We start from the raw sequence: 25,488 nt of genomic DNA on the forward strand, positions 1-25,488 counted from the left end.
AACACCACGTCATGGGACACGACCCCAACCAGAAGATGCAGGAATTACCCTTTCCCTTTCCCTCGCCGCACCCGAGCCACCGCGCCTCGTGTTGCCCGTAGGCGCTCGGTGTAACGGGCCGGCATCACCGGCGACGTCCACCGCCCCGCCTGCATTAGTCCGGGCAGATCGACGCCGGCGGCCAGCAGGTCCTGAGCGGCGCCGACGCGCAGGGAATGCCCGCTGAAGCCGACGGCGAGTGGGTTCGCTTCGCCAGTACGCCGTTCCACCACGCGGCGCACCGCCGCCGGGCTCATCCGTTCGCCGACGCCACTGCGCGACAGGTGGCAGAACAGAAAAGCCCCGCCCCGGGTGTTCGGCCCCTCCCCGTCCGCGTCGGCCGGCCACCGCGGCGCCACCGCGCGCCAGGCAGCGAGCGCTGCCACGGTTTCAGCGGACAGCCAAGCCTCGGCACCTTGCCCTTCTTGGTCGGTTTTGGAGCGGCGGATGCGGATGGTCGCCTCTCCCGGCTGCGCATCCGGGTTTAGGGCAAGATCGACCGGGTGGAGATCCTCCCAACGTAGCGCCACCAGCTCGTTGGCGCGTGCCAGGGTGTCGCGGCCGACCAGCAGCAGCGCGCGGTCGCGGAGGTCGATGGGCTTCAGCGGTTTCGGCCGGTCGGGCTGGGCCGGATCGAGCCGATCGAGGATGGGGGCCAGCACGGCGTCGGTCAGGGCGGCCGCCTGTCGCCGCTCGGAGCCCACCTCGCGCGCATGCCCGCGCCGTTCCAGCGTCACGCTCCAGTGCCGGCAGGGGTCGGTGTGGCCGGCGGCGCGGTGGATCAGGCTGATCGACGCAAGATAGCGCGCGATGGTCGCCGGCTTGCGGGCCTTGCCGATCGTCTGGATGTACCGCCGCACCGTCTCCGGCTCGGCCGGCAGCCAGGACAGCCCCTGCTGTCCGCACCAGCCAGCAAACAGCCGAACGTCGGCCTCGGTGGCGCGCAGGGTCGCCTTGGCATAGCCGCGCTGGGCAACGTCCATGAAGCCGCGCAGCGCGGCCATGGCGGCATCGGTGAGGGTGGTCGCGGGCACCGGCACGGCCATGGCCGACCGGGCGCACGGATTGGCGAAGCCGCCGGCGGCATGCCACCAGGCGAGCGAGCTGCGGTAGCGGCGTACGGTGCTGTCCTTGCGGCCGGCGGCGCGGGCGGCGGTAAGAAATGCCTGTACCGTACCCGGCGACGCCGGCAGCGCACCCAAACCGGCTTGGGCGCACCAGCGCACGAAGGTCCGCCCGTCACCGAGCAGCGCCCGCCGGGTTGCCACGGCCATAGGCCCGGTGATGGCGACGCGCAGGCTCTCCACGATCTCGGGACTCAGCGAGGGCAGGAAAGCGAAGGGAATAGCCACTGCGGTAGCGGATGGAAGAGTGGTGGTTTTCGCCATCGTCAGAACCGCCGGCAGTTCAAGGCCGACCATCGGGCGTTCCCGGCTCGACCAGCCCACGCAGGATCGGCGTCCGCAACCGCCGCTAGACGCTCTTGCAGCAGAGCAGCATCCAAGAAGGTGTTGACGTGTGCGAACCCCATCATGCCATAGCCGAACAGCAGGAGCGTGACGGTGCGGAGCGCGCCATCGTCGACGCGAACACGCTCTGTCAGACCGGCACGACAATCTTCGCTCCACTGGTCCAGGTTGTGCGTCAAGAACAAGGGCTCGGGGGTATAAACGGCTGACAGCAGGGTCCCAGCTTTCCAGTGGGCCAGCACGACCTTGGCCAACTCGCCGGCTAGATGCTTGACAGTCTCAGGCGACAGCCACGCGTCGTTGATGTCTTGCTGCTTGTCCCCGAACAGGCCGAGCGCAGAACCTTGATGGCGCAGCACCGTCGCTACGGCGTCGAGATGGCCGTCTGCCAGCAGTGTGGTCAGCACGCGTGCTCCGAGTTCGATGGGCACGCCGCACCGTTTCACCGCCTGATGCAGAAGCTCAATGAACCAGAGACAGCGCGCATGGCATTCGCCGCTGTGCTCCGGCGTGGCGGCATCGATGTCTCGGGAAATGCGACCGAGAATCCGAAGGGTCCGCTCGGGGGCGGGGTCCGCGATTTCCCGGTAGACATCCTGCAGCCGGTCAAGGAAGGGGCCGAGGGTCTGTTCGGCGGAGCGTGCCTGAAGCTGTATCAGCATGCTGCCCTCGTCGCCGGCCAGGAAGCGTGTGATTTCATGGCGGGATACGGCACCGGGCAGCAGGCCGAGGCGCAGCACCGTCATCAGTGTGCGATGCCGGCCCAGACTGTCGGCGATGTCCGGGAGGGGCGCCGCGCCAGTCGTGCGCAACCGTGGAAACAGAAGCGCCAGCAGGTGGGCCAGCGGCGTTTCGGCTTCGACGCCCAAATCGGCCAGCCGCCGGTCTGGACCGGCCCGCTCCTGTTCGGAGAAGGCGACCCAATCTATGTCCGCCTCCCGGTCAACCGGAGCATCACGCACCACTAGGCGCGGCTTGCGGCGGATCGCCTCGACAACGGCCGGAGCCTTGGCCAGCAGAATGCAATAGCCCAGCAGGTCCAGCCAATCGACTTCACCGACGACCATCGGCGCCAGCACGGCGTACATGCCGCACACCCGTCGGCTGTCGCGCGGCGTGGTCAGCAGGCCATCGGTGGCGATTGCGAGCAGACGCGTCCAGCGCGGATCGGAGCGCCAGCCATCCGGGCGAACACCGGACGGCACCGCAGCCTCGAACTCCGTCGTGAAGAGGCCCTGCGTCTCGGACCTTACGGCGACGGGCAGGGGAATCTCCAACTGGACGATCTTCTCCAGATAGGCAGCCCCGCGCTCCGAATTTTTGTCGCCAAGGGCCTCGATCACCCGGCTCCGGTCGTAGGCAAGCAGGTAGGAAATGCCCGGAAAGTCGGCGACGGCACGCACGAGCTGGGCGACGGCACGGACCTCGGCGTCCTCGACCCGGTCGAGTTCGTCGATCAGGACGACAATCGGCACGTCGACGCCGGTCAGCATGTCGGCCAGTTCCCGATGCTGCGCCGCCAGGGACCGGTCGCGGGTCAGCAAAGTCTCGGCCACCCTGACAGCCCCTGCCGCGGCCATGCCGACGCCGGGCACCACGCTGAACAGGCCGGCGGCCGGCGCGAGATCCTTGGCATAGCCGGCCAGCTTGGCGCCCAGGTCGCGCAGCATATCGCCATGCCGGCCGTTGGCGGTGCCCACCATGGTGATCGTCGCCAGCAGCTCGGCAAAGAATTGGGTGATCACGTCGTCGCGGCCCGACACCAGCCAGGGATCGAAGCGCACCACCACCGCAGCCGGATGCTGCCGTTCGATCTCCGCCTGCAGCAGGTTGAGCAGAGACGACTTGCCGCTGCCCCAGGGACCAGTGAGGCCGACCACGACACCGCTGGCTCGGCCATCCGAGGTGACCAGGGCGCGGGCGAGGCGGGCGACGAAGCCGTCGCGCCCGAGGCGGTCGTCGGCGGGAGACTTAATCGGGCGGTCGGGGCGGTGGTTCACAGCGGCCTCGGGCGGGAAAACGACGCCGTCCAAGCTAGCCGAGCCAATCGCGGCGGGCAAGGCAATATAATAACGCCCTGATAACTGTCATTATCATGGCGTTATCAAAGGCCGGTTTTTCCTACCCTTCGATGTCGGTGCAGTTAGCAACAATCACTGCAATCGGCTATCCTGGCGCGGCTTTTCCTGGAACCGCGATGACCGTCCTCTCCTGTCTCCCCGCCCTGCTCGCCGCCGAACGCGCGCTCGGCCGCCTCGACCAGGCCCTCGCCGACCCGGCGCGGCGCCGGCGCCTCGCCGCCGATGCCGCCCGCCGCTCGGCCGCCGCGGTGATCCGCCTCGACGGCCACCGGCTCGACGCCCACGACTTCCAGCGCGCCCTCGCCGCGCCGGAGCACGCCCGGGGCGAGGCCGCCCGCGCCGCCCTGCTGGTGCCGCTGTTCGCCCAGCTGCCGGCCGGTCTGACCGCCGCCCTGCCGCTGGAGCGTGCCCCCATCCGGTCCGCGGCAACCCCGGCCAGGGAGGAGGAGTCGGGGGACGTCGTGGCCGCGGTGCGCGCCTCGATCGCCGCCCTGGAGGCGATCGACCTCGGGAGCGGCGAAGAGCCGGAGGACGTGGAAGGCAATGTGGCCGTCCCGCCGCCGCCGCTGCTGACGCCCTGGACCCGGCCCTGGCTGGACGAGTTGCACCGGCGCTGGAGTGTTGCCCAGGGCGGCCGTCCGGTCGGCCTCGGTGAGGCCCGCGCCGCCGAGGCCGGTCCGGCGCTGGAGGCGGTGGCGGAGGCCCTGGCGGCTGCGCCCGGCCTGCTCGGCGCTGCGGCGGCGATCCGCGCCCTGGCGCTGCGGCCCGATCCGGGAGCGCCGGAGCGCCGCGGTCCGGACGACGATGCCGAGAGCGCCGCCTTACGAGCCGCCGTCGCGGCGGAACGGCCGCCGACCTCCTGGTGGAATGTGGTGGTCTGGCTCGCCGCCCCCGACTTGGTCCGGGGGGCCTGCCACCTGCATCATGCGTGGCCACCGCTGACGACGGCCCTCCCCCGGGAAGTCACCGGCTACCGCCTCGCCCTGGCCGGGACCGAGGCTGCTTGGACGCGCTGGGTCCTCGACAGCATTCCCGAGCTGGTGGCGCATGAGCTGGAGCGATTGCGGCACCTTGATCTGGTCCAAGAACACTGGGAGGCGCGGCTGGCCGCCACGCCGCGACGCAGCAGCTCGCGCCTGCCCGACGTGCTCGACTGGCTGCACGACCGTCCGGCCTTCACCATCAGCCGGGTGGCGGGCGAGCTGAAGGGGCGGTGCGGTCTGTCGCTGCGCGGGGTGCATCTGCTGGTGGAGCAACTCGCCAAGGCCGGCGTGGTGCGCGACATCGCCGACCGCGGCGGCGAGCGGCTCTGGGCCTGCGATCTCAGCTTCCTGCCGCCCGGCCGCTGAGCGGCTGGGCCTCTCATCCAACAGGCCGTGGCGCATGTGGATCGGCAGAGCGTGACGCGGGGCCATGAGGAAGTCGACGCTGTTGCGATGGCCGCATGGCCTCCTCCATGGACGGCCGGCAGCGGGCCGGCAGCAGAACCGTCGTGTCGAGAGCATCCAGCGATCCTCCCGCCAGGAGCCGTACAAGGAGGGTGCGGGGGGACCTTGTCGCCGGCGCCACCAACACCTCATGGGCGGCGGCCAAGGAGGTGTCCACCGCGTGCAATCGCTGACGAAGAGTCCAGGCTGCGCCGTTCGGTTTGCCGCCCAAAGCCCGGAACGCGGTCAGCGCATGCTCGATCGGTTCCGACCGGTCGATGTCTTCGGCCAGAACTGTCAGATCCTGGAGCAGCTGTTGGCCCGCTATGGCCGGATCGCGGGGGTGGCGGATAGAAAGGTGCATGTCCCGTCGGATGCGGGAGACGCCAGCCGGTTTGAAGCCCTGCCCACATGGGGAGGCCGTTCGGGCTGCGAATTGTCCTGGCTTGCCTCGCTGCGGCGGATTAAGGATGCGCATTGGGTGTGCATAACGGCATTGGACCACCAGATTTATGGCGACGACCGGCGACGTTCTGCGTCTCGCAGCGGATCACCATGGCGCCGGGCGCCTGGAGGAGGCGATGGCGCTGTATCGTCTCCTCCTGCGGGCCGATCCTGTGAACGCCGATGGGTGGCGCTTGCTGGGCAAGGCCGTAGCGAAGGCCGGCGACCGCAGGACCGGACTGGCCTGCCTCCGGCGCCTCATCGCCTTATGTCCAGCCGACGCCACCGCCTTTGCAGAGTATGCGGCCCTGCTGGTGGACCAGGGCGAGGAGGCCGGCGCGGTTGCGGTCTATGGGGTGGCGCTGCGTTGCGACCCGCTGATGGCCCAGGTGGCATTCCAGCACGGGATGCTTTTGTACCGGCAAGGTGCTTTGAAGCAGGCCGAGGTGGCATTCCGCACGGTTGCCTTGCTGGTGCCCGATCTGGCGATGGCCCACATCAATCGCGGAGCCGTCCTGCACGCCCAGGGAGCCCAGGAGGCCGCCGAACGGTCTTTGGCGCACGGACGCCGCCTGGCCCCGGAGACGGTGGAAGCCGCGCTCAACAGCGCGCTGGTGGCGATGGCGCAGGGGCGGCTGCCCGATGTGGAGCGGCATGGCGGCAGGGTGATCGTCCTGGCCCCCGACTCGGTCCAAGGCTATGCGCTCGTTGCCAATGCGCGGGTGCATCGGGGCAGGCCGCAGAATGGGATCGCCCTGTATGACCGGGCGCTGCATATGGAGCCGGACAATACCGGTTTGCGGGTCAACCGGGGGGTTGCCCGGCTTCTGCTGGGAGAGATGGCCGGCGGATGGGACGATCTGGCGGCCCACTGGCAGAGCACGGCGCCGCCGGGAGGGGGGGAGGACGGCCCGCCGCGCTGGTCGGGGGCTGCCATAGCGGCCGGCCGGTTGCTGGTGGTGGGGCAACCGGGGGTGGGGGATGAGATCCTGTTCGCCAGCCTGATCCCGGAACTGGCCGAGACCGGCATTGCCTGCCGTCTTGCCTGCGACCCCCGTCTCGTCCCCCTGTTGCGGCGCTCTTTGCCTGGAACGGAGGTGGTGGCGAGAGCGGACGGCCCATCCGCCCTGGCGGCGCCCGGCTCGGGAGCGGACAGCGTGGCGCAAGTCCGGGCAAGCGATTTGCCGCGCTATCTGCGGCGCAGGCCGGAGGATTTCGCCCGTCAGCGGCCTTATCTGGCCGCCGATCGCCACAAGGTCGCGGCCTTGCGCGCCCGCCACGGCGATGCCCGGCTGTGCATCGGCATCTCCTGGCGCTCGGTTGCCAGTGAAGCCCGTTCGCTTGGCCTGGAACAGCTTGCGGCGGCTCTCGCTCCGGGGCTGGCGGCGGCTGGAGGACGCCTCATCAACCTGCAATATGGTGCCGACGACCGGGAGCGGTGCCTCGCCGGCCTTTTCCATGAGCCGGACATCGATCCGTCCGGCGACCTCGATGGCTTTGCGGCCCTGGTTGCGGCGATGGATCTGGTCATCACCATCGACAACACCACCGCCCATATCGCCGGCGGGCTGGGCGTTCCGGGGTGGGTGCTGTTGCCGTTCATGCCGGCATGGTTCTGGGGGCTGAGGGGGCCGGCAACCCCCTGGTACCCGAGCTTGCGCCTGTTCCGTCAGGCCATTCCCGGCGATTGGAGCGGCGTGTTGGCCGAGGTTGCCGAGGCGCTGCGGCCCATCGGCGGGACGCGGCAGTAAAACGGGGAGACCGTACGTCCCGCCCCCATGGCGATGAGCAGCGCATGGGGGCTTTTGGGAACCGGGCCGGTGCTTGCCCTCAGGTCCGCAGCGCCACCACCTGACGCAGGGCCTGTTCGGCGGCTGCGAACACGCTGTCCCAGTCGCCCGGCGTGGTCTGGCGGAAAAGACGCATCGACGGGTACCAGGGGGTTGTCTCACCCTTGCCGTCGCCATAGACCCAGTAGGGCATGAACTGCAGAAGGTTCCACACCGGGCGGCCCAGCGAGCCGGCCAGATGCGCCACCGAACTGTCGGTCATGATCACCAGATCGAGCCGTTCCAGCACCGCCGCGGTATCGGCGAAGTCGTTGAAATGCGGCCCCAGCGGCGTGATCAGGGTCGAGGTGCCGAGCGTCGCCAGCTCCGCCTCCGGCGGACCCTTCTGGATGCTGTAGAGCCGCACCTTCGGCACGTTGAGGAAGCGCAGGAAACGGCTGAGCGTCGTGGCGCGGCGCGCGTTGTCCTTGAAGGTGACACGGCCGGACCAGATGATGCCGACCTTGATCGTCCCGTCCGGGCCGGGGACCAGCCGGGCGGCCTTCTCGCGCGCTTCGGCTGGAACGGTCAGGCGGGCGGGCGGCGGCACCGTGTCGATGGTCGTGCCCAGACGGTGCGGCAGGCTCATCAGCGGGCAATGGACGTCGTAGGCCGGATAAGGGGTGCCGGCGCGCACGAAGCCGTCGATGCCCTCCAGCCCGGACAGCAGGCGCTGCAGTTCCGGATGGCATTCCAGCAGGACCCGGCCGCCGCGCGCCTTGACCATCGGCGCATAGCGCGCGGTCAGCAGCACGTCGCCGAACCCCTGTTCGGTGGTCAGCAGGATGGTCTTGCCGTTCAGCGCCCCGCCATCCCACATCGTGCCGCCCGCGACGCGGTTCTGGTAATTGGGCAGCGACAGGCGGGAATCGTAGTCGCGGAAACCCTCGGCATAGCGGCCGACCTGCAGCAACGTCAGGGCACGGTCCCACAGCAGCCCCGGGTCGTTGGGCCGGGCGTGCAGGGCGACGTCCAGGATCTCCAGCGCACGGTTGAAGCGGCAGCCGTGCCGCAGCGCCACCACCAGGTTGGACAGCAGGTTGGCGCTGCCCCCCGACAGCACCACCGCATGCTCCTGTGCGGCAATGGCCTCGTCATAGTGCTCCACATCGCCCAGCACGTTGCCGAGATTGGTCCAGGCGCCGACATGGCGCCGGTCGATCTCCAGCGCGCGCCGCTGGCAGGCGATCGCCGCCTCCGGCTTACCGGCCTGGCGCAGCAGGGCCCCCAGCGCGCTCCAGACGTTGGGATCCAGTGGCTTCTGCTCCAGCATGGCTTCCAGCATCTCGATGCTGAGGCCATGGGAGCCCTGGCTGGCGGCCGGGGGCGGAGCTGGTGCTGGGGCCGGTGCCGACGATACCGGATGGGGCGAGGCCTGAAGAGGCAAGGCCACCTGAGGGGGCGGCGCCGGAACGGCCTGGGTAATGTTTGCCTTCATCTCTCGTCGTCGCTGGTGGTCTGCAATCGGTTGGAGCAGGAGCAGAGCGCGGGTAGGGCATAGACGGCTACTCATGGAGAGTCAAACCGTCCCTTCGGCTGCACTTGAGTGCTTCTTGGGGCCGCCCGGGACTCAAAAGCGGGAGGCTCAGCGCCGCCGCAGATCCTGGAGGTCGATGTCGTCGATCCGGAAGCCGGCCTGTCGCAGCGCCTTCAGCACGATCACCTTCTGGGCGGTGCCTTCGCGTGCGGCGGCCTGCCGCAACTCCTCCACCAGGTAATCCGGCAGCATCGCCTGCCACGGCCGGGTCGGCGCCGGGCGGACGATGGCGGTCGCCGGTGCCGGCTGTGGCTGCGGAGCGGGCTGGAACGTGGGTTGGTGGACTGCGGCATGGGAGATGCCTGGTTGGGGCGGCGCAGGCGGCTCCGTTTCGGTCGGCAGGAAGCCCTTGCTCAATCCATATTGGCGGATCGGATCGACGTCATCCGTGCCCAGCCCGCCGATCCCGATCCCGCCCAGCGGAGGACGGGCCGGCTTGGCGACGGCTTTCAAAGGAGGCTTGGCGTGGCTGTCGGTCGACATGGAGACTCCGGTCGGGACGTTGCCGGCATGGGGGCCGGCCGGATAAGCCATGAAGCAATATCATGACTTGCCGTCCTGTCTTTGCGACATCTGGCGGGGGTAGGCGGCAACATGGCGGAAAGCCGGCGGGCGTGGCGTGGGAAACACAGGGGGGAAGACCGGGGAAATCGTGAGATAATACCATGAAGCAATATCATGAAATAAAGGTTATGGGATCGGCAGAGCCGGGGGAAGCCGGTTGCCGTCCTATGATGCGGTCGAGCGGACGTCTTGACTTGCGCTCGACCGTAAAGGCCGCGACTGCTTTCCCGCAGACCCATGCCTGGGAAAGAAAGCAACCCGGCGGTCTCGTCCACCGACTGAGGGCGGGCGTAAAGCCTGATGATAGGAGAGATCATTTCATGGCATGAAGTCATGGCATATAAATAAATATAAAATCATGATATGATAAATGGGGACTGATTCGCGGATGGCGCTTTCGCCCTTCCGTCTTGACCGAACTGGAAGGCGTTCGTCCCTTCCGGTTTTCCAACTTTGGGGACGCGACGTAAGGGGCGATAGGTGGGGAAGAGCATCGTCCAGTCTTTCCAAGCTTCAAGTCGGAAGCCATCCGTTCCTCACATGACATGGAATCATGATTAATGTTGATAAAGACATGTCATATTTTATTGGGTCCGTGCACGTCGAGGAACAGGCAGGCCGGCGCCACTTACGGTCGGAATGGTCCGGATGACCGGCTCACGCAATCCGGCTGCCGTCTCCCTGGCCCGATTACGCAGCCACTTATGGTTCTGCTGTGTCGGACATGCGCAAATGATTGCAGCATGAACATTGCTGGAGAGGGTGGACGGGTATTTTGACGATGCACAGGCGGGGGATGAGTTCGGGATCAGGCGCTCATGGCGATGACGGACTCCACGCGACCACCGGCTCGATGCTGCTGCGTTCACCTGAGAAGGGGCAACCTGGGACAATTGGCACGAGACGGTGCTCGATGCGGTATATTTAGGGTTTTCTCAATAGCACTTGAATTTCTGGAATGCCGCCGATCAGAAAGCAAAGTAACAAATCCGTGATTCTGTGTGATTTATTCAGTATCCTGTCAATGATTTCCGAAAATAATCTTCTCCTTTTATTAAATTTATCGATGCTTCCAGAATAAGCTCCAATGCTTATCAGTTCCATCATCGGGAGATATGGGTTTTTTCCATGGGTTAAGCTATAAAATGCATTGAGACCATAAAGAGTGTGATGCTCCCATCCGGTTCCCTGAATGCTGCTTTGGTGTGGGACACGAATGAAAAGCAACCCTTCACGTTTCAAGCTTCTAAAGATGGAGTTAATCACGCGATCGCGATCTTGAGCATACAGATGCTCAATCACATGACTGGCGTAGATAAAGTCAAACTCCTCATCTTTGAACGGCCATTCATGGACAAAATCGCATACGATGGTCTGTGAAGTGGTGTGGTCAAAATCAACGGTAACGATTTGGTCATTGGCGCGCCCCTCGAATGGGTTTTCGCCTGCCCCGACATCCAATATACGCAGGGGCTGTTCAGGAAAAATTTCAATCAACTCGTCATGCGTCCACGACCTCTTATACAAAGGGATTCTGTAACATTCGGGCGTCCGAACGGATTGGAGTCGGAAACTCATGATTTCCCCTTGCAGCACTGTCGCCAATACCGTGTTTGTATCCGACATGGGATTGGCATACCCAGGCTTTTGATGCCGGATTGGAAAAGTCGCAATGGGCAAAAGCCATGGGCCGATGCCCTGAGCGTTGCGATCAGGACGATCATCCGGCGCGACACAATATCATGAAATCATGATAAAAAATCTTTCTAAAAAATCATGATTAAATATCATGAAATCATTTTCCTCATCTTCGCGGGATCAGCGGATTGGCCGGGGAGGAGTCCAGAAAGGCGACGAACTCGTCGGTCAGGGCGCGGACGTTCTTGTCGGCGTTGCTGTCGGGATTGACTTCGCCCGGGCCGTGGCCGGTGTAGGTCATCTCCTTCAGCAGAGAGCGCTCGATCAGTTCGGTGCGGAAGGCCGGGACGCCATGTTCGTCCAGCAGGCTGCGGGCGTGGCGGTCGACGCGGGATTCGATGGCGGCCTGGGTGCGGACGATCACCACGCTTGAGGCCGGGGTGTGTTTCAGCACGCCGACGGAATCCGCCACCACCTTGAAGGTGCGCACCGTCTCCTTCACGTCCATGAAGGACTGCTGGGTCGGGATCAGCACCCCGTCGCTGACCGAGAAGGCGTAGAGCATGGTCAGGTTGCCGAAACCGGCAAGGTCGATCAGCGTGTAGTCGAAGCTCGGTGCATTCTCCTGCACCGTCTGGCGGACGTTCGATTCCGTGATCTCATCCAGCACCCGCACCCCGGCATCGTTGCGCCGCCGCGCCCATTCAGCCAGATGCCGGTTGGGGTCGCAGTCGAGCAGAAGCACGCTCGCCTCGCGCCGGCGCAGTTCGGAGGTGAGCGCCATGACCAGACTGGTCTTGCCGACGCCGCCCTTGGTGGAGGCGAAACTGATGATCCGAGCCATGCGGTGGTTCCCGGTTGCGGAGAATGGAATGCGGGCTGACCCGAGCGGGAGCTTCGCGGATTTACACGCAAGATCAGGAAAGATGGAAGTGGTTTCACGTCATGAAGAAGAAGAATGAAATCATGACATTGAAATAGGGTATGATACCGTGGCTCGTGAATGGAGAGGCCGGGGCGGCGATGCCTCCGTCTCCCGGCACTTGTCAGCCCGGGCGTCGCCATGGCATAGCCACCCGGTCCAGCCGGCGGCAAGCGGTGCCATGTCCGAACCGGCCGCCGCCTCTCCGTGAATTCCTTATCAATTCATCCCGTTCATCTATCCCGTCGCCAGGACCCGCCGCATGACAGACCCCAGCTTCCTCCAGGCCCGGACCGATGCCGATGCGGGGCGACCCTGGCACGCCATGGAAGGGGTGTGGCGCGTTCTCCAGCGGGATCGGACGCATGCTGGTGCGGTCGCCCTGTCGCAGGCGCTGCTGAACGACCTCGTCACGAAGGGAAACGAAGCCTACAAAGCGGGTCGGCTCGATGTGGCGGTCTGGTGTTTCGCCCTTCTCGCGGAGTATGGCGCGCCGCGCGATCCCCTTCGCGCCAACCGTGACGCCATGATTTCGATGATCCTTCAGCGTGCCATGGAGGATGCGAATGCCGGGCGGACCGGCGACGCCAGGCGCGCCTGCCGGCTGCTGCTGGTCCTCGATCCGGCAATCGACCAGGCACATCTGCTCGTCGGGCAACTCGAACGCGGCGGCGACGGGGCGGTGGCGGCCATGTCGATCGCCCGGGGCCTTCTGCTCGCCCCGGGGGCGCCCCATGCCGACCAGTTGCGCGACACCGCCCTGCCGGCTGGCGTCCGCGCCCTTGCCGAGTGGTTGGACCGCGACCGGCCGACGGCTCCGCTTCTGGGGGCGCTCGACCGGCTGTGCCCGCCCGGTCAGGCGGAGGCCCTGGCCCGTTGCCGTGGGATGACCCTTCAGGCGGAGGCGTGGCAGGGCGCCGGCCGGACCGAGGCGCGCCGGCAAGCGGCGGCTGCCGCGATGCATTGGCTGGGGGGGCTGCGGCAGGAGCGGCAGCGCTACCGTGAAGCCTTGGAGGCCCACAGCCAGGGCTTCGAGCTGTGGAACAGCCCGCTCGGGCTGGAGCGCAAGGCGCAGGCGCAGCAGTATCTCGTGATCGAGAGTCTGCTGGAGAGCCTGAAGAACTTCGCCCATGCCTATGTCTACGACATGGACGGGCAGGCTGCGGCCCGTACCTCCTTCGACAGCCTGTCGGCGACGATGGAGCGCCTGCTGGAGGCGCCCGGCATCGACCATTGGACCCGCACGCAGCGCTGGACCACCCTGCTCGGTCTGCGCTCCCTCGTCGGCTATGCGGCCGCACTCGGGCGCAACCCGTCTCTCCCGCTGTCCGGCAACCCTTTCGCCGAAGGGGCGGCGACCTCCGGTCCGGCGGCGCCGGCATCCCGGCGGGTCTTCGACTGCTGCACCTTCTTCAACGAAGCCGAGATCCTGGAGCTCCGGCTGGCCGAGCTGTACGACGTGGTCGAACGCTTCGTGGTGGTGGAGGCGACCCACACCCATTCCGGCGAGCCCAAGGCGCTGACCTTCGGCGACCATCACGAGCGGTTCCGCCCCTATATGGACAAGATCCGCTACGTGGTGGTGGACGAGCTTGTCGGCACCTTCTCCTGGCAGCGGGAAGCCTACCAGCGCGACGCCATCCTGCGCGGGCTGGACGGCTGCCGCGACGACGACATGGTCATCGTTTCCGACGTCGACGAGATCCTGCGGCGCGAGGTGGTGGAGCGGCTGCGCGGCGGCGGGCCGGCCTTCGACACCGTCTTCACCGCTGAACTCGACCTGTTCTTCTACCGGCTGAATTACCGCTTCGCCCGCAACTGGCGGGCTGCCGGTGCCGCCCCCTTCCGCTTCGTCCGGCAGACCGGCCCCAATGCCGTGCGTTACCTCGCCAAACAGGACATCGGCCATCTCATCCGCGACGCCGGCTGGCACTTCAGCTGGATGGGCGATCTGAAGCGCTTCGCCGCCAAGCTGAACGCCTATGCCCACCAGGAGCATGCGCAGTCCTTCGGTGCGGGCAACATGGCCGGCGTCGCCAGCTTCCTCGATGGTGGCGGTGCCCTGCCGGAGGGAGCGCCCGGCGCCCGCGGCGAGTACGAGGTCGTGGCCGTCGACCGCCATCCCCGGCTGGTGCGCGACAATCTCGACCGCTTCCGGACGATGGGCTGGCTCCGCTGAGGCCGGCTCCGGCCCGTCCTCATCCCCTCCGCTGCACGTCGGCGGTGGTGCCGGCCCGGCGCTTCAGCCGGTGCATCGCGTGCTGGCCGCCGCCGGTGGCGCGGACCGAATAGAAATAGGCGCTGTCGTCGGTCCAATAGCGGCCTTCGCCATCGACCATCACCGTGCTGCTGTGGATATCGGCCGGATAGACCGTCAGGCGCGGCGCCGCCTCCGTCGTGAAGCCGGCCAGATGCACGGCGGCGAGCGCCGCCTGGTCGAGAAACCAGACCGGCAGGCCTCGATCCAGGTGATGGCGGATGTAGCGCCGGGTCAGGTCTAGGAAACGCAGCGCCCCCATGGTCGGCCGGATGTGCAGCACGTCGGCGTAGAGCAGGCTCCAGATGTCCAGCCGCTTCAATGCGTGGCTCATCATCCCCAGGTCCGAATGGGCGGAGGCCGCCAGCAGCGGGGTCAGGTCACGGATCGCCATCAGGTCGACGTCCAGCATCAGCACCGGCCGTTTCCAGCGGGCCAGCAGGTCGGGCAGCACCAGGAAGCGGCTGCAGGCGTAATAGGTCTTGGCATTGTCGCCCAGCGGCGTCAGGTCGATGGTCTCGCGCAGGACGATGAAGCGGCCGGCGCCATGGGCGGCGGACAGCGACGCCACCGTCGCCTCCGTCTCCGCATCGGGATTGATCAGGTGCAGGGCGATGGCGCAGTCCAGGCCGCTGTCCTCGACGATGGACCGCACCATGGTCGGCAGGAACTTGCGGGCGTAGACCGCGTCGCAGGATGCGTAGACCACCAGCGGCCGCCCGGCGCTTTCCGTCCCCTCGGCAAGGGTGGCGCGGATGCCGGCGGGTGCCGGCCCCTCGCGCAGCCAGGTCAGGAAGGCGGGGGCGGTGCGGGTGACGGCATCGCGCCCGCCATGGCGCTCCGCCGCCTGGAGGAACAGGGCGTCGGCCTCCTCCAGCCGGTTTTGTTCGGCGCACAGGCAGGCCAGCCGGCTGAGCGTGAAGGAGACCTCCGGAAACCGCTCCAGTGCCTGGCGATAGGCGCGCTCGGCGCGCAGAGCCTGCCCGTCGCGGCGCAATGCATTGCCCAGCGCCACCAGCCCGACACAGTCGTCGCGGCCCTGGAAGCGGGCGACATCCCCGGCCTCGCCCAGATGGGTCAACAGCTGCCACAGGTTGGACCGGCGGGTCGGATCGGCGGGCGTCAGCCGCCAGGAGGCGAGCGCATGGCCGGCCGCCTCCGCCATGTCCTGCCCCACCAGCAGCCGGGCGAGCGCATCATGGGCCGCCGCTTCGGCTCCGGCACCCTCCGCCCCACGGTTCGGCGGCCGGTTCAGCACCCGGCGGTACAGCGCCGTCGCGGCGTCGTGCCTGCCCGCGTGCTCGGCCTCGCGTGCGGCGTCCAGATCGCTTTGGAGGTCTGCGGGTGCGGCGGGGGACGGGATGGGGGACATGACGAACGGCCTCGCAGGCTGGGGCGGGTTTCATCCCATGACACCCCGCCGGCTGACAAGCCGCCGGTATGGACGGCTCCCTCCTCGAGTCGCGGCCCGCGGGTCCCGACCTGTCCATTCCGGCGCGATGCCGCCGGGAAGCCGGGGGGTGGCCGGGACCGGGAAAACGTATCCACCGCCGTCCTGCGGAAATATAAAGGCGTCGCCAAGCAAAAACGCGGCCGCCTGGGAGAAGGCGCTTGAACCGCTCGTAAAATGTCATCAAATGTTTGTATGGACCCGGGAAAGGGTTCCAGCCGAAACTGTGCCACGCCGGTCGCTCCGGCGTGGCACTTTTATATTCGCACGTCCGAATGCGGCGATCCATCCGGCGATCCATCCCGACGGTCCTCCGCAAACCCGGCGGGCGCCCAAGGGGGCGCTTGAGTGGGAGCCTGCCGGCAGGCGGGGCGAGAGACTGGGGGGAGCTGCGGAACGGTGAGCATCGCTGACGGCCTCAAGATCGCCTTCGACGTCCATCTGTCCGGCGATCTGGAGCGGGCGGAGGACTTCTATCGCGCCATCCTGCGTGCCAGCCCGGGCCACCCGATGGCGGCGACGCTGCTGGGGCTGATCCGGTCCCAGCGGACGATGGTCCGCCAAAGCAAGCACAAGACGCTGGCTCTGCTGCGCGGCCGGGGCTTCCGCCCCGCCACCGTGGTCGATGTCGGGGCCCAGACCGGCACCCCGCCGCTCTACGAGGTCTTCCCCGATGCCCGCCATGTGCTGATCGAACCGGTGGCGGAGAACGAGCCGGCGCTGCAACGGCTGTGCGCGGATCTGCACAATGCCGAATACCACATTGCCGCCGTCGCGCGGCAGGGCGGCACCAGCCGGCTGGCGGTGTCCGACGACCGGCTCTATTCCTCCGTCGTTCCGGCGGACCATCGGATCGAGCCGGGCCATGCGCTGCGCAGCCTGCGCGAGGTGCCGGCCGTCTCGCTCGACGGGCTGTGCGCCGAGCGCGGCTATGCCCGTCCCCTGCTGGTCAAGATCGATGTCGATGGCCTGGAACTGGAGGTGCTGGCCGGCGCCGCCACGCTGATGGAGCCGGGCAACGTCTTCGTGATCGAGGCAACGGTGGCGGGGGAGGAGGCGCGGCTGGCCCGCATCATCGACGCGATGGCTCCGTACGGCTTCCGCGTCTGGGATATTGTCGATCCCCTCTACCGCCCCGAGGACGAGCGGATGTGGCAGGTCGATCTGGTGATGGTCCATCGCGACGGGCCCTACGCCGCGCTCTGAACCCTGCCAAGGCTCCCTATCCGGCGGCGCGTTTGCGGAGCGCGCGTTCGAGGCTGTCGAGGGTGTCGTCCCAGTGCTGTGGCCTGGACTGCCGGAAGAGGCGCATGGTCGGGTACCAGGGGCTGTCGTCTCGGTCGAGCATCCATCGCCAGTCTGGGGCGAAGGGGACGAGGACCCAGACCGGCACGCCGAGCGCGCCGGCGAGATGGGCGACGGATGTGTCGACGCAGACCACCAGATCGAGGTTTGCCATGATGGCGGCTGTGTCGGCGAAATCCTTGATTTCCGGGGACAGGTTCAGCAGCGGGAAGCCGCCGGGCGGGTTTTCCGCCTGGCCTTCGGTCGGCCCCTTCTGGATGGAGACCAGGGTGACGCCGGGGATCGCGGCCAGCCGGGCGAAGGGGGCCAGCCCGATGGAGCGGTTCCGGTCGTTGCCGTGGGTGGGCGATCCGGCCCAGACGATGCCCACCTTCAGTCCGCCCCCGCCCCCGCCCCCGGCCCCGCCCCCGGCCCCGCCTTGTGCCGGAGCCGTCAGCCGCTCGCCCCAGTGCGCCACCAGTTCCGGCTCCGCCGACAGGTAGGGAACACGGGACGGCACGGTCTCCAGCCGGGTGCCGAACAGCGCCGGCAGGCTCATCACCGGGATCTGGACGTCGAAGTCGGGCAGCGGCTCACCGGTCGGCGCCAGGGTGACGCCGGACAGGCCGCGCAGCGCCGGCAGCAACGGACGCTGGCATTCGAAGATGACCGGCTGTCCGTCGGCCATCTGCGACAGCAGCGGCAGGTAGCGCACGAACTGCAGCACGTCGCCGAATCCCTGTTCCCAATAGACCAGCAGCCGCCGTCCCCGCAGCGGCGATCCGTCCCAGCGCGGCTTGGTGAAGCTGCGCTGCGGCGAGGGCAGCTGACCATGCTTCCAGCGCCATTCGTAGCCCTGCCAGCCCCTGACGAAATCTCCCAGCAGAAGCCGGAGCAGGGAGTCGTTCCAGTGGGCGCCGGCGAAATCCGGAACCAGCCTCGTGGCCCGGCGGAATGCCAGCAACGCCTGCCAGAAGATGGCCCTGTCCTTCAGCGTGGAGCCCAGATTGCTGTAGGCCCCGCTGTGCTGCGGGTTCAGCGCGATCGCCCGGCGGAAGCAGCGCGTGGCCTCTTCCAGCCGCCGGTCGTTGCGCAGCATGGCGCCGAGGTTGTTGGCGTATTCGGCCTCCATCGGGTCGAGTTCCACCGCGCGGGCGAAGGCCCTGCACGCCTCGTCCGGGCGTTTCAGCCCATCCAGAAGAAGGCCCAGCTCGTTGAGCACCGCGGGATCGTCGGGCCTGAGCTTCGCCGAGATCCGGTAGATCCGGGCAGCATCGGCGCGCCGGTCGAGCCGGGTCAGCAGCGATGCCAGATTGTTCCAGCTATTCAGCGACCCTGGCACCAGCGCCAATGCCCGCCGCAGCAGGGCGACCGCCGCCTCGTTCCGGCCGGCCGCGGCATGCAGAAGCCCCAGGTTGTTGATCGCGGGCGCGAAGTACGGATCATGGGCGGCGATCTGTGCATACAGCCGCCCGGCCTCTTCGGAAAGGCCGGCTTTCTGGAGGCCGACCGCCGTCGTGAAGGCTTGTTCGATGTTCATGGAGGCCGCGGCGCTTCGGGTGGGGGACGGCGGGATCAGTAGCATGAAGATGGCCGCTCCTGCAAAGCACGGCCCCTGGGAACGGCCCTTGGGAACGGTCCCTGCGATTTTCCCCGTGAACCGTTTCCTTCCGCGTGATGTCTGTTGCATCGCCCTCCCCGCCTCCGCATCAATGGCGCTCGTCGAACGGGGAGCGTGGCGGGCGGCATGGCGCGGTTTCTGCTGGAATGCCACGCCGGACGGTGCCAGCCCTGCTGCCGGAAGCGATTGTGTCCGCCACGCCCGATCTCCCATTTATCGACGCATCCCGCGGGAGGATCGCGCAATGCGCGCAACTGGGCCAGCCGCCCGGACGGGGTAGCGATTTCACGTCACGCCGGCATGCCGTTCTGACAGACTGGCTGTGAAGCCGCCCCGCCGGACAGGATCCTCGCCGCGTCAGCTGGCGGCGGTGGACGGGGGATGAAGGCCGGCCCGGCACGGGACCGATGCCAGCATGTCACGGAACCACCGTTGCGCCGGATGGACATCGTTGCGGCGATGCCAGGACAGCGCGAAGAGGATCCGCGGGAGGTCGAGCGGAGCCGGCATGATGCAAAGCCGCTCCTCATATCCCGATGCGGCGACCACGCCTTCCATCAGGGTCGCGATCAGATCGGTTTGCGCCACGAGCGCGGGGGCGGCGTACAGCTGCGGCAGCGTCAAGGCCAGCCGGCGCTTCAAGCCCTGCTTGGCAAGGGCCGCATCGACCACCCCGTAGCTCTCGTTCTCCGGCGACACCAGAAGGTGGGGCAGCTCCAGGAAGCCCTGGAGTTTCAGCGGCGGATGCACGGTCGGATGGCCCTTGCGGACGACGCAGACGAAATGCTCCTCGAACAGGGGCCGGCTGAGAATGCGGCCTGTTGCCGACGGCGGCACCCCGATCGTCAGATCGACCTCGCCAGCATCCAGCATGCCGATGGCATCGTCCCGTGCGATGAAATTGCGGATGCGCAGGGTGATGCCCGGCGCCTGTTCGCGCAGCACCTCCAGCAGGGCCGGCAGCAGCGCAAAGGTCGGGTGGTCCGACAGACCCAGGGTGAAGCTGGCGGTGGAGGTCGACGGGTCGAAGCTCTGCGTAAATTCCAGGGCGCGTTGGAGTCCGGTCAGCGCCTGGGCGATGGGGTGCGCGAGATCGAGGGCGAGCGGCGTCGGCTGCAGCCCCTTCGGCCCGCGGACGAACAGCTCGTCTTTCAGCAGCCCACGCAGGCGCGCGAGCGCGGCACTCATCGCCGGCTGGGTCCGGCCGATGCGGGCGCCGGCCCGTGTCACGCTGCGTTCGGCCATCAGGGCGTCGAAGGCGACGAGCAGGTTCAGGTCGATGCCATACAAATCCATGCCATGGATGTTTCCACATATCGATGATCGATTTCAAGCATGCACAGTCCTCGGGTAGCGTCCCCTCATCGCACCGACAACGGGAGAAACCCCATGGCACCGCAGGACGAGACACTGACCGAAACCGGGCTGACGCCGCAGGATCGCCGCGCCATCGACATGCTCTATCGTTCCTTCAATGAAGGTAATCCGGACCTCCTCGACGAGGCGGTGACCGAAGACTGGCAGGACATTCCCCTCAATCCCGGCCAGCAACCGGGGCGCGAGGGGATGAAGCCGTTGATCCGCGCCTTCCGGGCGGCGTTTCCGGATACGAAGATCGAGGTTCTGGACATCATCGGCGCACCCGGACGGGCCGCGGTGCGCGCGGTGATAACCGGGACCCACAGCGGGGAGTGGTTCGGGATCGCTCCGACCGGCCGGTCCTTCCGGGTGGCGATCCATGAGTTCCACCGCATCGCCGACGGCAAGCTGACCCACACCTGGCATCTGGAAGACTGGTTCGGCTGGATGAACCAGATCGGAGCCCGCCCCGTCCTGGCGGAGTAGGCCAGCCGGTAAAAACGGTGCGCCGGGAGGCCCGGACCTCCCGGCGCACCGCCTTTCTCAGAACGGCTGCGGAACCGCCTTGCCCCGCCCGTCAACTCCGTGCGACGGGGCGGACGGTGATCTCGTTGACCCCGACCTCCCGCGGCTGTTCGATGGCGAACAGGACAGCCCGTCCGATCGCCTCCGGTTCGATTGCATTGCGGCGGTACTCCACCATCGCCCGGGCCGCCGTTTCGTCGGTGATGGTGTCGGCGAGTTCGGAGCGCGTCACGCCGGGATAGATGCAGGTCGTGCGGATCGTCTCGCTTTCCTGGCGCAACCCATCGGTGATGGCCCGCACCGCGAATTTGGTGGCGCTGTAGACGGCGGAGGTCGGCACCACCTCGAAGCTGCCGACCGAACCGATGTTGACGACGTGGCCGCTTCCCTGCGCGTCCATCACCGGCAGGACGGCCGCGATGCCATGGAGGACGCCGCGGATGTTGACGTCGATCATGCGGTCCCATTCCTCCACCTTGAGGGAGGCGAGCGGCGACAGCGGCATCACGCCGGCATTGTTGACGAGGACGTCGATGCGGCCGAAGCGCTCCCTGGCCTCGGCGACGAAGCCGTCCATGCTGGAACGGTCGGTGACGTCGAGGGCGCGGGCGGCGGCCATCCCGCCCTGCGCCTGGATTTCCCCGACGAGCGCGTCGAGCCGGCCAGTCCGCCGCGCCCCCAGCATCAGGGTGGCGCCGGCCTGGGCGAGGACGCGCGCGGTGGCTTCGCCGATGCCGCTGGAGGCACCGGTGATGAGAACGACCTTGTCGATGGTCATGGCAATCTCCTGGCTTTTTGCGTGCTGAAACGTTCGGCCGGCGGCGGTCACTGCGCCCTGTGCCAGCCGTCCATGCCCACAAGGTGGCATCCGACCGCTGTCGAGAAAACTTGCCAAGAACTGGACGATGCGGTTAGTTCTGCTAACCAATGCAGATCGACCTGAACCTGTTGACGCTGTTCACCGCGGTGGCGGAGACCGGCAATTTCCGCGCGGCGGCGGATCGCCTTGGGGTGACGCGCTCGGCCGTCAGCCAGGGCGTGCAGCGGCTGGAGGCCGCACTCGGCCAGGCGCTGTTCCTGCGCACCACCCGCAGCGTGCGCCTGACCGAAGCGGGCGAGCGCTTTCTGGCGCAGGTCTCCGCCCCCTTGGCCGAGATCGCGGACGCCATCGACACGGCGTCCGGTTCGGCGGCGGAACCACGCGGCCTGCTGCGGATCGCCGCCACCTCCATTGCCGAGCGGTTCCTGTCGGGGCCGCTGATCGCCTCCTTCAGCGAGGCCCATCCCGGCATCGCCCTCGACGTGACGGTAACGGATCTGGAATTCGACATCGTCGCCGCCGGATTCGATGCGGGCGTGCGGTTGGGCGAAGTGATCGAGCGCGACATGATCGCCGTGCCGCTGACCGGCGACCAGCGGCAGATCGCGGTGGCGACGCCCGGCTATCTGGCCCGTCACGGCACGCCGGGACACCCGCGCGACCTCGTCCGCCACCGCTGCATCGGCTGGCGGCCGCAACCGGACACGGCCCCCTATCGCTGGGAGTTCGAGAAGGACGGGCACTCCTTCGACGTGTCGGTGGAGCCGCAGATCACCACCAACGACATGCTGCTGATGCTCCGCACGGCGCTCGCCGGGGCCGGCATCACCTTCGGCATCGAGGAGACCTTCCAACCCTATCTGGAGCGCGGCGAACTCGTTACGATACTCGACGACTGGCTACCGCCCTTCGCCGGCTTCTTCCTGTATTTCCCGAGCCGGCGCACGGTGACGCCGAAGCTCCGCGCCCTGATCGACCATGTGCGGCGTTATCGCGAAGGTGCGAAATCCGGAGAAGCATCCCCTCCCCCCTCGACATAGGCCGCGGGTTCGTCGTCGGTCCCCTGCGGAAAGACTGCCTTCAAATAATCGAGAAAGGTGGAGACGCGCATTGAGCAGCCGCCTGAAGATCGATGCTTCCTACTTCCGTTGAAATGTTCGGGTGGCGCAGAAGACCGGGACTGTCTTGCCCGATCTGCTCCCATCGTCGAACTCTGCAATGGAACCTGGGCCGGCGTTCCGCCACCGTGCCTGCCGGCAAATTGACAAAAATTGCCATACCTCCTAGATTGGGATCTTATCAAAGTCAGGAGCAACGCATGGCGACGATGAATGTCAGTCTTCCGTCGGAGATGGTCGACTTCGTCGAGCGTGAAGTGGCGACGGGTGGTTATTCGTCGTCCAGCGAGGTGGTGCGAGAAGCGTTGCGCCTCCTCCAGCGGGACCGCGCACAGGAGCAGGAGAAGACTGCCATCCTGCGGCGGGAGGTCGCCGCTGGCCTGTCGGCAGCGGCGCAAGGCGACTTCTCGTCCCGGTCAGCCCTGGACATCGCCGAGCAGGTTGCTCGCGAATGAGCCATATCCTCACCGGTCCGGCCGAGCGTGACATCGTGGATATCCTGCGCACGACAAGGACCCGGTTTGGAACTTCGCAGCTGCGCCTCTATGCAACGCTGATCGACAAGGCGATCCAGATGGTTGCCGAAAATCCGGACCGACCGGGGATGCTGTCGCGTCCGGAACTCGGCCCCGACGTTCGTCTGTTCCATCTGGAACTGGCGGCCGGCAGGCGCGGTGCCGCTGCGCATTGCCTCTACTACACGACGGGTCTGCTGCCGGACGGAACGGTGGGCACGATCATCCTGCGTGTCCTCCATGAAGGCATGGAACCGCGCCGCAAGGTCGCCAGGTCATTGACCGGTCATGCCACCTAGGCGCTCCTTGCTATTCGTGGTGTTCATGCATTGCCATGGATTGCTGGTGCGGACAGCCGAGGATTGCTTCACACTGCTCTGCCGGCATCGGCATGGCAGCCGGATAGAGCAGGAGATGTGCGCGGGATGGACGGCATGTTGCAGGACCGGTGGGACGCGGTCATTTTCGATTTCGACGGCGTTCTGTGCGATTCCAACCCTTTGAAGGGCGAAACCTTCGCCACGCTCTATGCCGACGAGGGTCCGGCGGTGCAGGAGGCCATCCGCACCTATCACCGTGGCAACGGTGGAATGCCGCGGCGCGAGAAGCTGGCGCGGTTCGAACGCGACGTGCTCGGCCGTACATTGGACGAGGAGCGGCTGGACCGGCTGGTCGACGGGTTCGCCGCGGCGGTGGAGGAGGCGGTGATCGCCTGCACCGAAATCCCCGGCGCATCGGAATTCCTCGCCGCGCATGCCGGCCGTCTTTCCCTGTTCATCATCTCCGCAACGCCGCACGAGGAAATGCTGCGCATCGTCGCGCGGCGGGGGATGGCCGGCCGCTTCGTGTCCGTCCACGGCAGCCCGCCGGGCAAGGCAGAGACGGCGGCCATGCTGCTGGCCCGCCACGGCCTGCGGCCCGACCGCGTGGCGTTCGTCGGCGATGCGGTTCAGGATTACGCGGCGGCGACGGCGCTCAACCTCCCCTTCGTCGGGGTACGGGATACCGATGGCGGCCATCCCTTCCCCGACGGAACGCCGACCATCGCCACGTTGCATGAGCTACCCGCCGCGCTCGCCGCGCTTTGACCTCACTCCTCGGTCACGCCGCCATCAATCATACTGCGTCGGCCGGTGGCCGCGCGGTGCCGCGAAGGGCGAGATCGAGCGGTGCAGGAACCATCCATCGCCGGCCTTGCCGGTCTGCACACCCTTGTCGATGATGACGGTGCCGCGCAGCAGGACGGTTTCGGGCCAGCCGGTCACCTCCATCCCCTCATAGGGCGTGTAATCGGCCCCGTGATGCATCAGATCCTGGGTGATCGTCACCTTGCGGTCGGGATCCCACAGCACGAGGTCGGCATCCGCCCCGATGGAGATGCTGCCCTTGCGCGGGGCCAGCCCATACATGCGGGCGTGGTTGGTGGATGTGAGGGCGACGAACTCCTGCAACGAGATCCGACCCTTCCCCACCCCTTCCGAGAACAGGATCGGCAAGCGGACCTCGACGCCGGGGATACCGTTGGGAACCCATTTGAAGGCCGTCCGCTCGCCCTGTTTCTTCTTGCCGGCGGGGCTGTCGAAGCGGAAGGGGCAATGGTCGGAGGAGAAGACCGAGAACAGTCCCGATTGCAGGCCGGTCCAGCAGGCGTCCTGGCTCTCCTTGTCGCGCGGCGGCGGGCTGCAGACGTATTTGGCGCCTTCCATGTTCAGGCCCTTCAGGTCGTCCGCCGTCAGGGTCAGATACTGGGTGCAGGTTTCGGCATAGACCTTCAGGCCACGGCTCTGCGCCCAGCGGATCTGTTCGATGGCGTCGGCGGACGAGACGTGGACGATCATGATCGGCACGTCGACGATCTCGGCGAAGGAGATGGCGCGGTGGGTCGCCTCCCGCTCCACCGGAATCGGGCGCGATTCGGCGTGGTAATAGGGATCGGTGCGGCCGGCGCGTTCCAGCCGCTCGGTCAGGAACTTGATGGCGTCATAGCCTTCGGCATGGACCATCACCAGCGCCTTCTCGCGCCGGGCCACGTCGAACACCTCCAGAAGCTCGCGGTCGTTCAGCTTCAGGTCGTCATAGGTCATGAAGACCTTGAACGAGGTGTAGCCGTCCTGCACCAGCGCCGGCAGCTCCTGGCCCAGCACCTGCTCGGTGGGGTCGGAAATGATGAGGTGGAAGGAATAGTCGGTCAGGCATTGGCCGTCCGCCCGCTCGTGATAGCTCTGCACCGCGGCGCGCAGCGACTTGCCCTTGGGCTGCAGGGCGAAGGGGATGACCGTCGTGTTGCCGCCGAAGGCCGCGGACAGCGTGCCGCTGCGGAAATCGTCGGCCATGATCGTGCCGTCGTCGCCATCCTGCGCGATGTGGACGTGGCTGTCGATGCCGCCCGGCATCACCAGCTTGCCGGCGGCGTCGAGGACCGGCCCCGTCGCGGTCAGCCGTTCGGCCAAGGCCACGATGCGGCCGTCCTTGATGCCGATGTCGCAACGGCTGACATCCGCAGCCGTGACCACCGTGCCGTTGCGCACCACCAGATCGAATTCAGCCATGTGCCTTATCCCGTTCCAGATGTGATCGGTCGGTCATCCC

Annotated in this window: 20 protein-coding genes; 9 read left to right on the forward strand and 11 right to left on the reverse strand. The window is 67.1% G+C overall.

The annotated features are described in order from the left end of the window. Positions 1-44 precede the first annotated feature (44 nt). Entirely contained in the window at positions 45-1,460 is a 1,416-nt protein-coding gene (locus I71_RS00735) for a site-specific integrase (RefSeq protein ID WP_049975841.1), read from the reverse strand. Beyond that, positions 1,430-3,541: a P-loop NTPase fold protein gene (locus I71_RS34710; RefSeq protein ID WP_049975842.1), complete on the reverse strand. Its 2,112-nt coding sequence runs from the start codon at positions 3,539-3,541 to the stop codon at positions 1,430-1,432. Before I71_RS34710 ends, I71_RS00735 begins: the two co-directional genes overlap by 31 nt. A 164-nt stretch (positions 3,542-3,705) precedes the next feature. Here I71_RS34710 and I71_RS00745 point away from each other — a divergent pair, with 164 nt between their 5' ends. Together I71_RS00745 and I71_RS34715 are read left to right on the forward strand one after the other, a co-directional pair. Beyond that, positions 3,706-4,938 (forward strand): hypothetical protein, encoded by a 1,233-nt coding sequence (locus tag I71_RS00745; protein WP_042688727.1) that lies wholly within the window; start codon positions 3,706-3,708, stop codon positions 4,936-4,938. Between the two features lie 590 nt (positions 4,939-5,528). After that, positions 5,529-7,211 (forward strand): tetratricopeptide repeat protein, encoded by a 1,683-nt coding sequence (locus I71_RS34715; RefSeq protein ID WP_049975843.1) that lies wholly within the window; start codon positions 5,529-5,531, stop codon positions 7,209-7,211. A gap of 79 nt (positions 7,212-7,290) precedes the next feature. Here the strand turns inward: I71_RS34715 and I71_RS00755 are convergent, their stop codons facing one another. From I71_RS00755 to I71_RS00765, 4 genes are all read right to left on the reverse strand, one after another. Further along, positions 7,291-8,727, reverse strand: a complete 1,437-nt coding sequence (locus tag I71_RS00755) for a tetratricopeptide repeat-containing glycosyltransferase family protein (RefSeq protein WP_042688730.1) — start codon at positions 8,725-8,727, stop codon at positions 7,291-7,293. A gap of 147 nt (positions 8,728-8,874) precedes the next feature. After that, a complete protein-coding gene (locus tag I71_RS00760) occupies positions 8,875-9,309 on the reverse strand; it encodes a hypothetical protein (RefSeq protein WP_083896892.1) in 435 nt (144 codons plus the stop codon). A 1,005-nt stretch (positions 9,310-10,314) separates the two neighbouring features. Next, complete coding sequence (locus tag I71_RS35450) at positions 10,315-10,887, reverse strand: methyltransferase domain-containing protein (RefSeq protein WP_159107329.1); 573 nt, start codon at positions 10,885-10,887, stop codon at positions 10,315-10,317. 307 nt (positions 10,888-11,194) lie between these two features. After that, positions 11,195-11,872, reverse strand: coding sequence for a ParA family protein (locus I71_RS00765; protein ID WP_042688735.1), 678 nt, complete (start codon positions 11,870-11,872; stop codon positions 11,195-11,197). Between the two features lie 340 nt (positions 11,873-12,212). Here I71_RS00765 and I71_RS34720 point away from each other — a divergent pair, with 340 nt between their 5' ends. Further along, a complete protein-coding gene (locus I71_RS34720; protein ID WP_049975844.1) occupies positions 12,213-14,129 on the forward strand; it encodes a hypothetical protein in 1,917 nt (638 codons plus the stop codon). A 19-nt stretch (positions 14,130-14,148) separates the two neighbouring features. Here the strand turns inward: I71_RS34720 and I71_RS00775 are convergent, their stop codons facing one another. Then, positions 14,149-15,579, reverse strand: coding sequence for a tetratricopeptide repeat protein (locus I71_RS00775; protein WP_042688736.1), 1,431 nt, complete (start codon positions 15,577-15,579; stop codon positions 14,149-14,151). Positions 15,580-16,056: 477 nt separating this feature from the next. Here I71_RS00775 and I71_RS00780 point away from each other — a divergent pair, with 477 nt between their 5' ends. Beyond that, positions 16,057-16,863 (forward strand): FkbM family methyltransferase, encoded by an 807-nt coding sequence (locus tag I71_RS00780; protein WP_049975845.1) that lies wholly within the window; start codon positions 16,057-16,059, stop codon positions 16,861-16,863. Between the two features lie 16 nt (positions 16,864-16,879). On the opposite strand, the gene I71_RS00785 is transcribed toward I71_RS00780, so the two are convergent. Together I71_RS00785 and I71_RS00790 are read right to left on the reverse strand one after the other, a co-directional pair. Continuing rightward, positions 16,880-18,481, reverse strand: coding sequence for a tetratricopeptide repeat protein (locus I71_RS00785; protein ID WP_083896894.1), 1,602 nt, complete (start codon positions 18,479-18,481; stop codon positions 16,880-16,882). Between the two features lie 438 nt (positions 18,482-18,919). Next, entirely contained in the window at positions 18,920-19,858 is a 939-nt protein-coding gene (locus I71_RS00790; protein ID WP_042688739.1) for a LysR family transcriptional regulator, read from the reverse strand. Between the two features lie 93 nt (positions 19,859-19,951). Between I71_RS00790 and I71_RS00795 the strand changes: the two genes are divergently transcribed. Then, positions 19,952-20,407 (forward strand): ester cyclase, encoded by a 456-nt coding sequence (locus tag I71_RS00795; protein ID WP_042688741.1) that lies wholly within the window; start codon positions 19,952-19,954, stop codon positions 20,405-20,407. Positions 20,408-20,498: 91 nt separating this feature from the next. Here the strand turns inward: I71_RS00795 and I71_RS00800 are convergent, their stop codons facing one another. Next, entirely contained in the window at positions 20,499-21,224 is a 726-nt protein-coding gene (locus I71_RS00800; protein ID WP_042688744.1) for an SDR family oxidoreductase, read from the reverse strand. Positions 21,225-21,373: 149 nt separating this feature from the next. Here I71_RS00800 and I71_RS00805 point away from each other — a divergent pair, with 149 nt between their 5' ends. From I71_RS00805 to I71_RS00820, 4 genes are all read left to right on the forward strand, one after another. After that, the gene (locus I71_RS00805; RefSeq protein ID WP_042688748.1) at positions 21,374-22,306 is read left to right on the forward strand and encodes a LysR family transcriptional regulator; all 933 of its coding nucleotides are present in this window, start codon (positions 21,374-21,376) and stop codon (positions 22,304-22,306) included. 278 nt (positions 22,307-22,584) lie between these two features. Next, positions 22,585-22,839 carry a type II toxin-antitoxin system ParD family antitoxin gene (locus tag I71_RS00810; RefSeq protein WP_042688751.1) on the forward strand — a complete coding sequence of 85 codons (255 nt, stop codon included), beginning with the start codon at positions 22,585-22,587 and terminating at the stop codon, positions 22,837-22,839. Beyond that, entirely contained in the window at positions 22,836-23,198 is a 363-nt protein-coding gene (locus I71_RS00815; RefSeq protein WP_042688753.1) for a type II toxin-antitoxin system RelE/ParE family toxin, read from the forward strand. Before I71_RS00810 ends, I71_RS00815 begins: the two co-directional genes overlap by 4 nt. A 126-nt stretch (positions 23,199-23,324) precedes the next feature. Further along, the gene (locus I71_RS00820) at positions 23,325-23,987 is read left to right on the forward strand and encodes an HAD family hydrolase (RefSeq protein ID WP_049975847.1); all 663 of its coding nucleotides are present in this window, start codon (positions 23,325-23,327) and stop codon (positions 23,985-23,987) included. Positions 23,988-24,011: 24 nt separating this feature from the next. Here the strand turns inward: I71_RS00820 and hydA are convergent, their stop codons facing one another. Then, positions 24,012-25,448, reverse strand: coding sequence for a dihydropyrimidinase (gene hydA / locus I71_RS00825; protein ID WP_042688755.1), 1,437 nt, complete (start codon positions 25,446-25,448; stop codon positions 24,012-24,014). Between the last annotated feature and the right edge of the window lie 40 nt (positions 25,449-25,488).

This window comes from Azospirillum sp. B506 (assembly GCF_000333595.1).
GTDB lineage: Bacteria > Pseudomonadota > Alphaproteobacteria > Azospirillales > Azospirillaceae > Azospirillum.

Bases quoted from the DNA above. Each gene is read 5' to 3' on its own strand.
- I71_RS00785 (WP_083896894.1), bottom strand. From the start codon at position 18,481: ATGAACATCGAACAAGCCTTCACGACGGCGGTCGGCCTCCAGAAAGCC.
- I71_RS00820 (WP_049975847.1), top strand. From the start codon at position 23,325: ATGGACGGCATGTTGCAGGACCGGTGGGACGCGGTCATTTTCGATTTC.
- I71_RS00755 (WP_042688730.1), bottom strand. From the start codon at position 8,727: ATGAAGGCAAACATTACCCAGGCCGTTCCGGCGCCGCCCCCTCAGGTG.
- I71_RS00735 (WP_049975841.1), bottom strand. From the start codon at position 1,460: ATGGTCGGCCTTGAACTGCCGGCGGTTCTGACGATGGCGAAAACCACC.
- I71_RS00765 (WP_042688735.1), bottom strand. From the start codon at position 11,872: ATGGCTCGGATCATCAGTTTCGCCTCCACCAAGGGCGGCGTCGGCAAG.
- I71_RS00790 (WP_042688739.1), bottom strand. From the start codon at position 19,858: ATGGATTTGTATGGCATCGACCTGAACCTGCTCGTCGCCTTCGACGCC.
- I71_RS00800 (WP_042688744.1), bottom strand. From the start codon at position 21,224: ATGACCATCGACAAGGTCGTTCTCATCACCGGTGCCTCCAGCGGCATC.
- hydA (WP_042688755.1), bottom strand. From the start codon at position 25,448: ATGGCTGAATTCGATCTGGTGGTGCGCAACGGCACGGTGGTCACGGCT.
- I71_RS00760 (WP_083896892.1), bottom strand. From the start codon at position 9,309: ATGTCGACCGACAGCCACGCCAAGCCTCCTTTGAAAGCCGTCGCCAAG.
- I71_RS00805 (WP_042688748.1), top strand. From the start codon at position 21,374: ATGCAGATCGACCTGAACCTGTTGACGCTGTTCACCGCGGTGGCGGAG.
- I71_RS00810 (WP_042688751.1), top strand. From the start codon at position 22,585: ATGGCGACGATGAATGTCAGTCTTCCGTCGGAGATGGTCGACTTCGTC.
- I71_RS00795 (WP_042688741.1), top strand. From the start codon at position 19,952: ATGGCACCGCAGGACGAGACACTGACCGAAACCGGGCTGACGCCGCAG.
- I71_RS34715 (WP_049975843.1), top strand. From the start codon at position 5,529: ATGGCGACGACCGGCGACGTTCTGCGTCTCGCAGCGGATCACCATGGC.
- I71_RS34720 (WP_049975844.1), top strand. From the start codon at position 12,213: ATGACAGACCCCAGCTTCCTCCAGGCCCGGACCGATGCCGATGCGGGG.
- I71_RS00775 (WP_042688736.1), bottom strand. From the start codon at position 15,579: ATGTCCCCCATCCCGTCCCCCGCCGCACCCGCAGACCTCCAAAGCGAT.
- I71_RS00815 (WP_042688753.1), top strand. From the start codon at position 22,836: ATGAGCCATATCCTCACCGGTCCGGCCGAGCGTGACATCGTGGATATC.
- I71_RS00745 (WP_042688727.1), top strand. From the start codon at position 3,706: ATGACCGTCCTCTCCTGTCTCCCCGCCCTGCTCGCCGCCGAACGCGCG.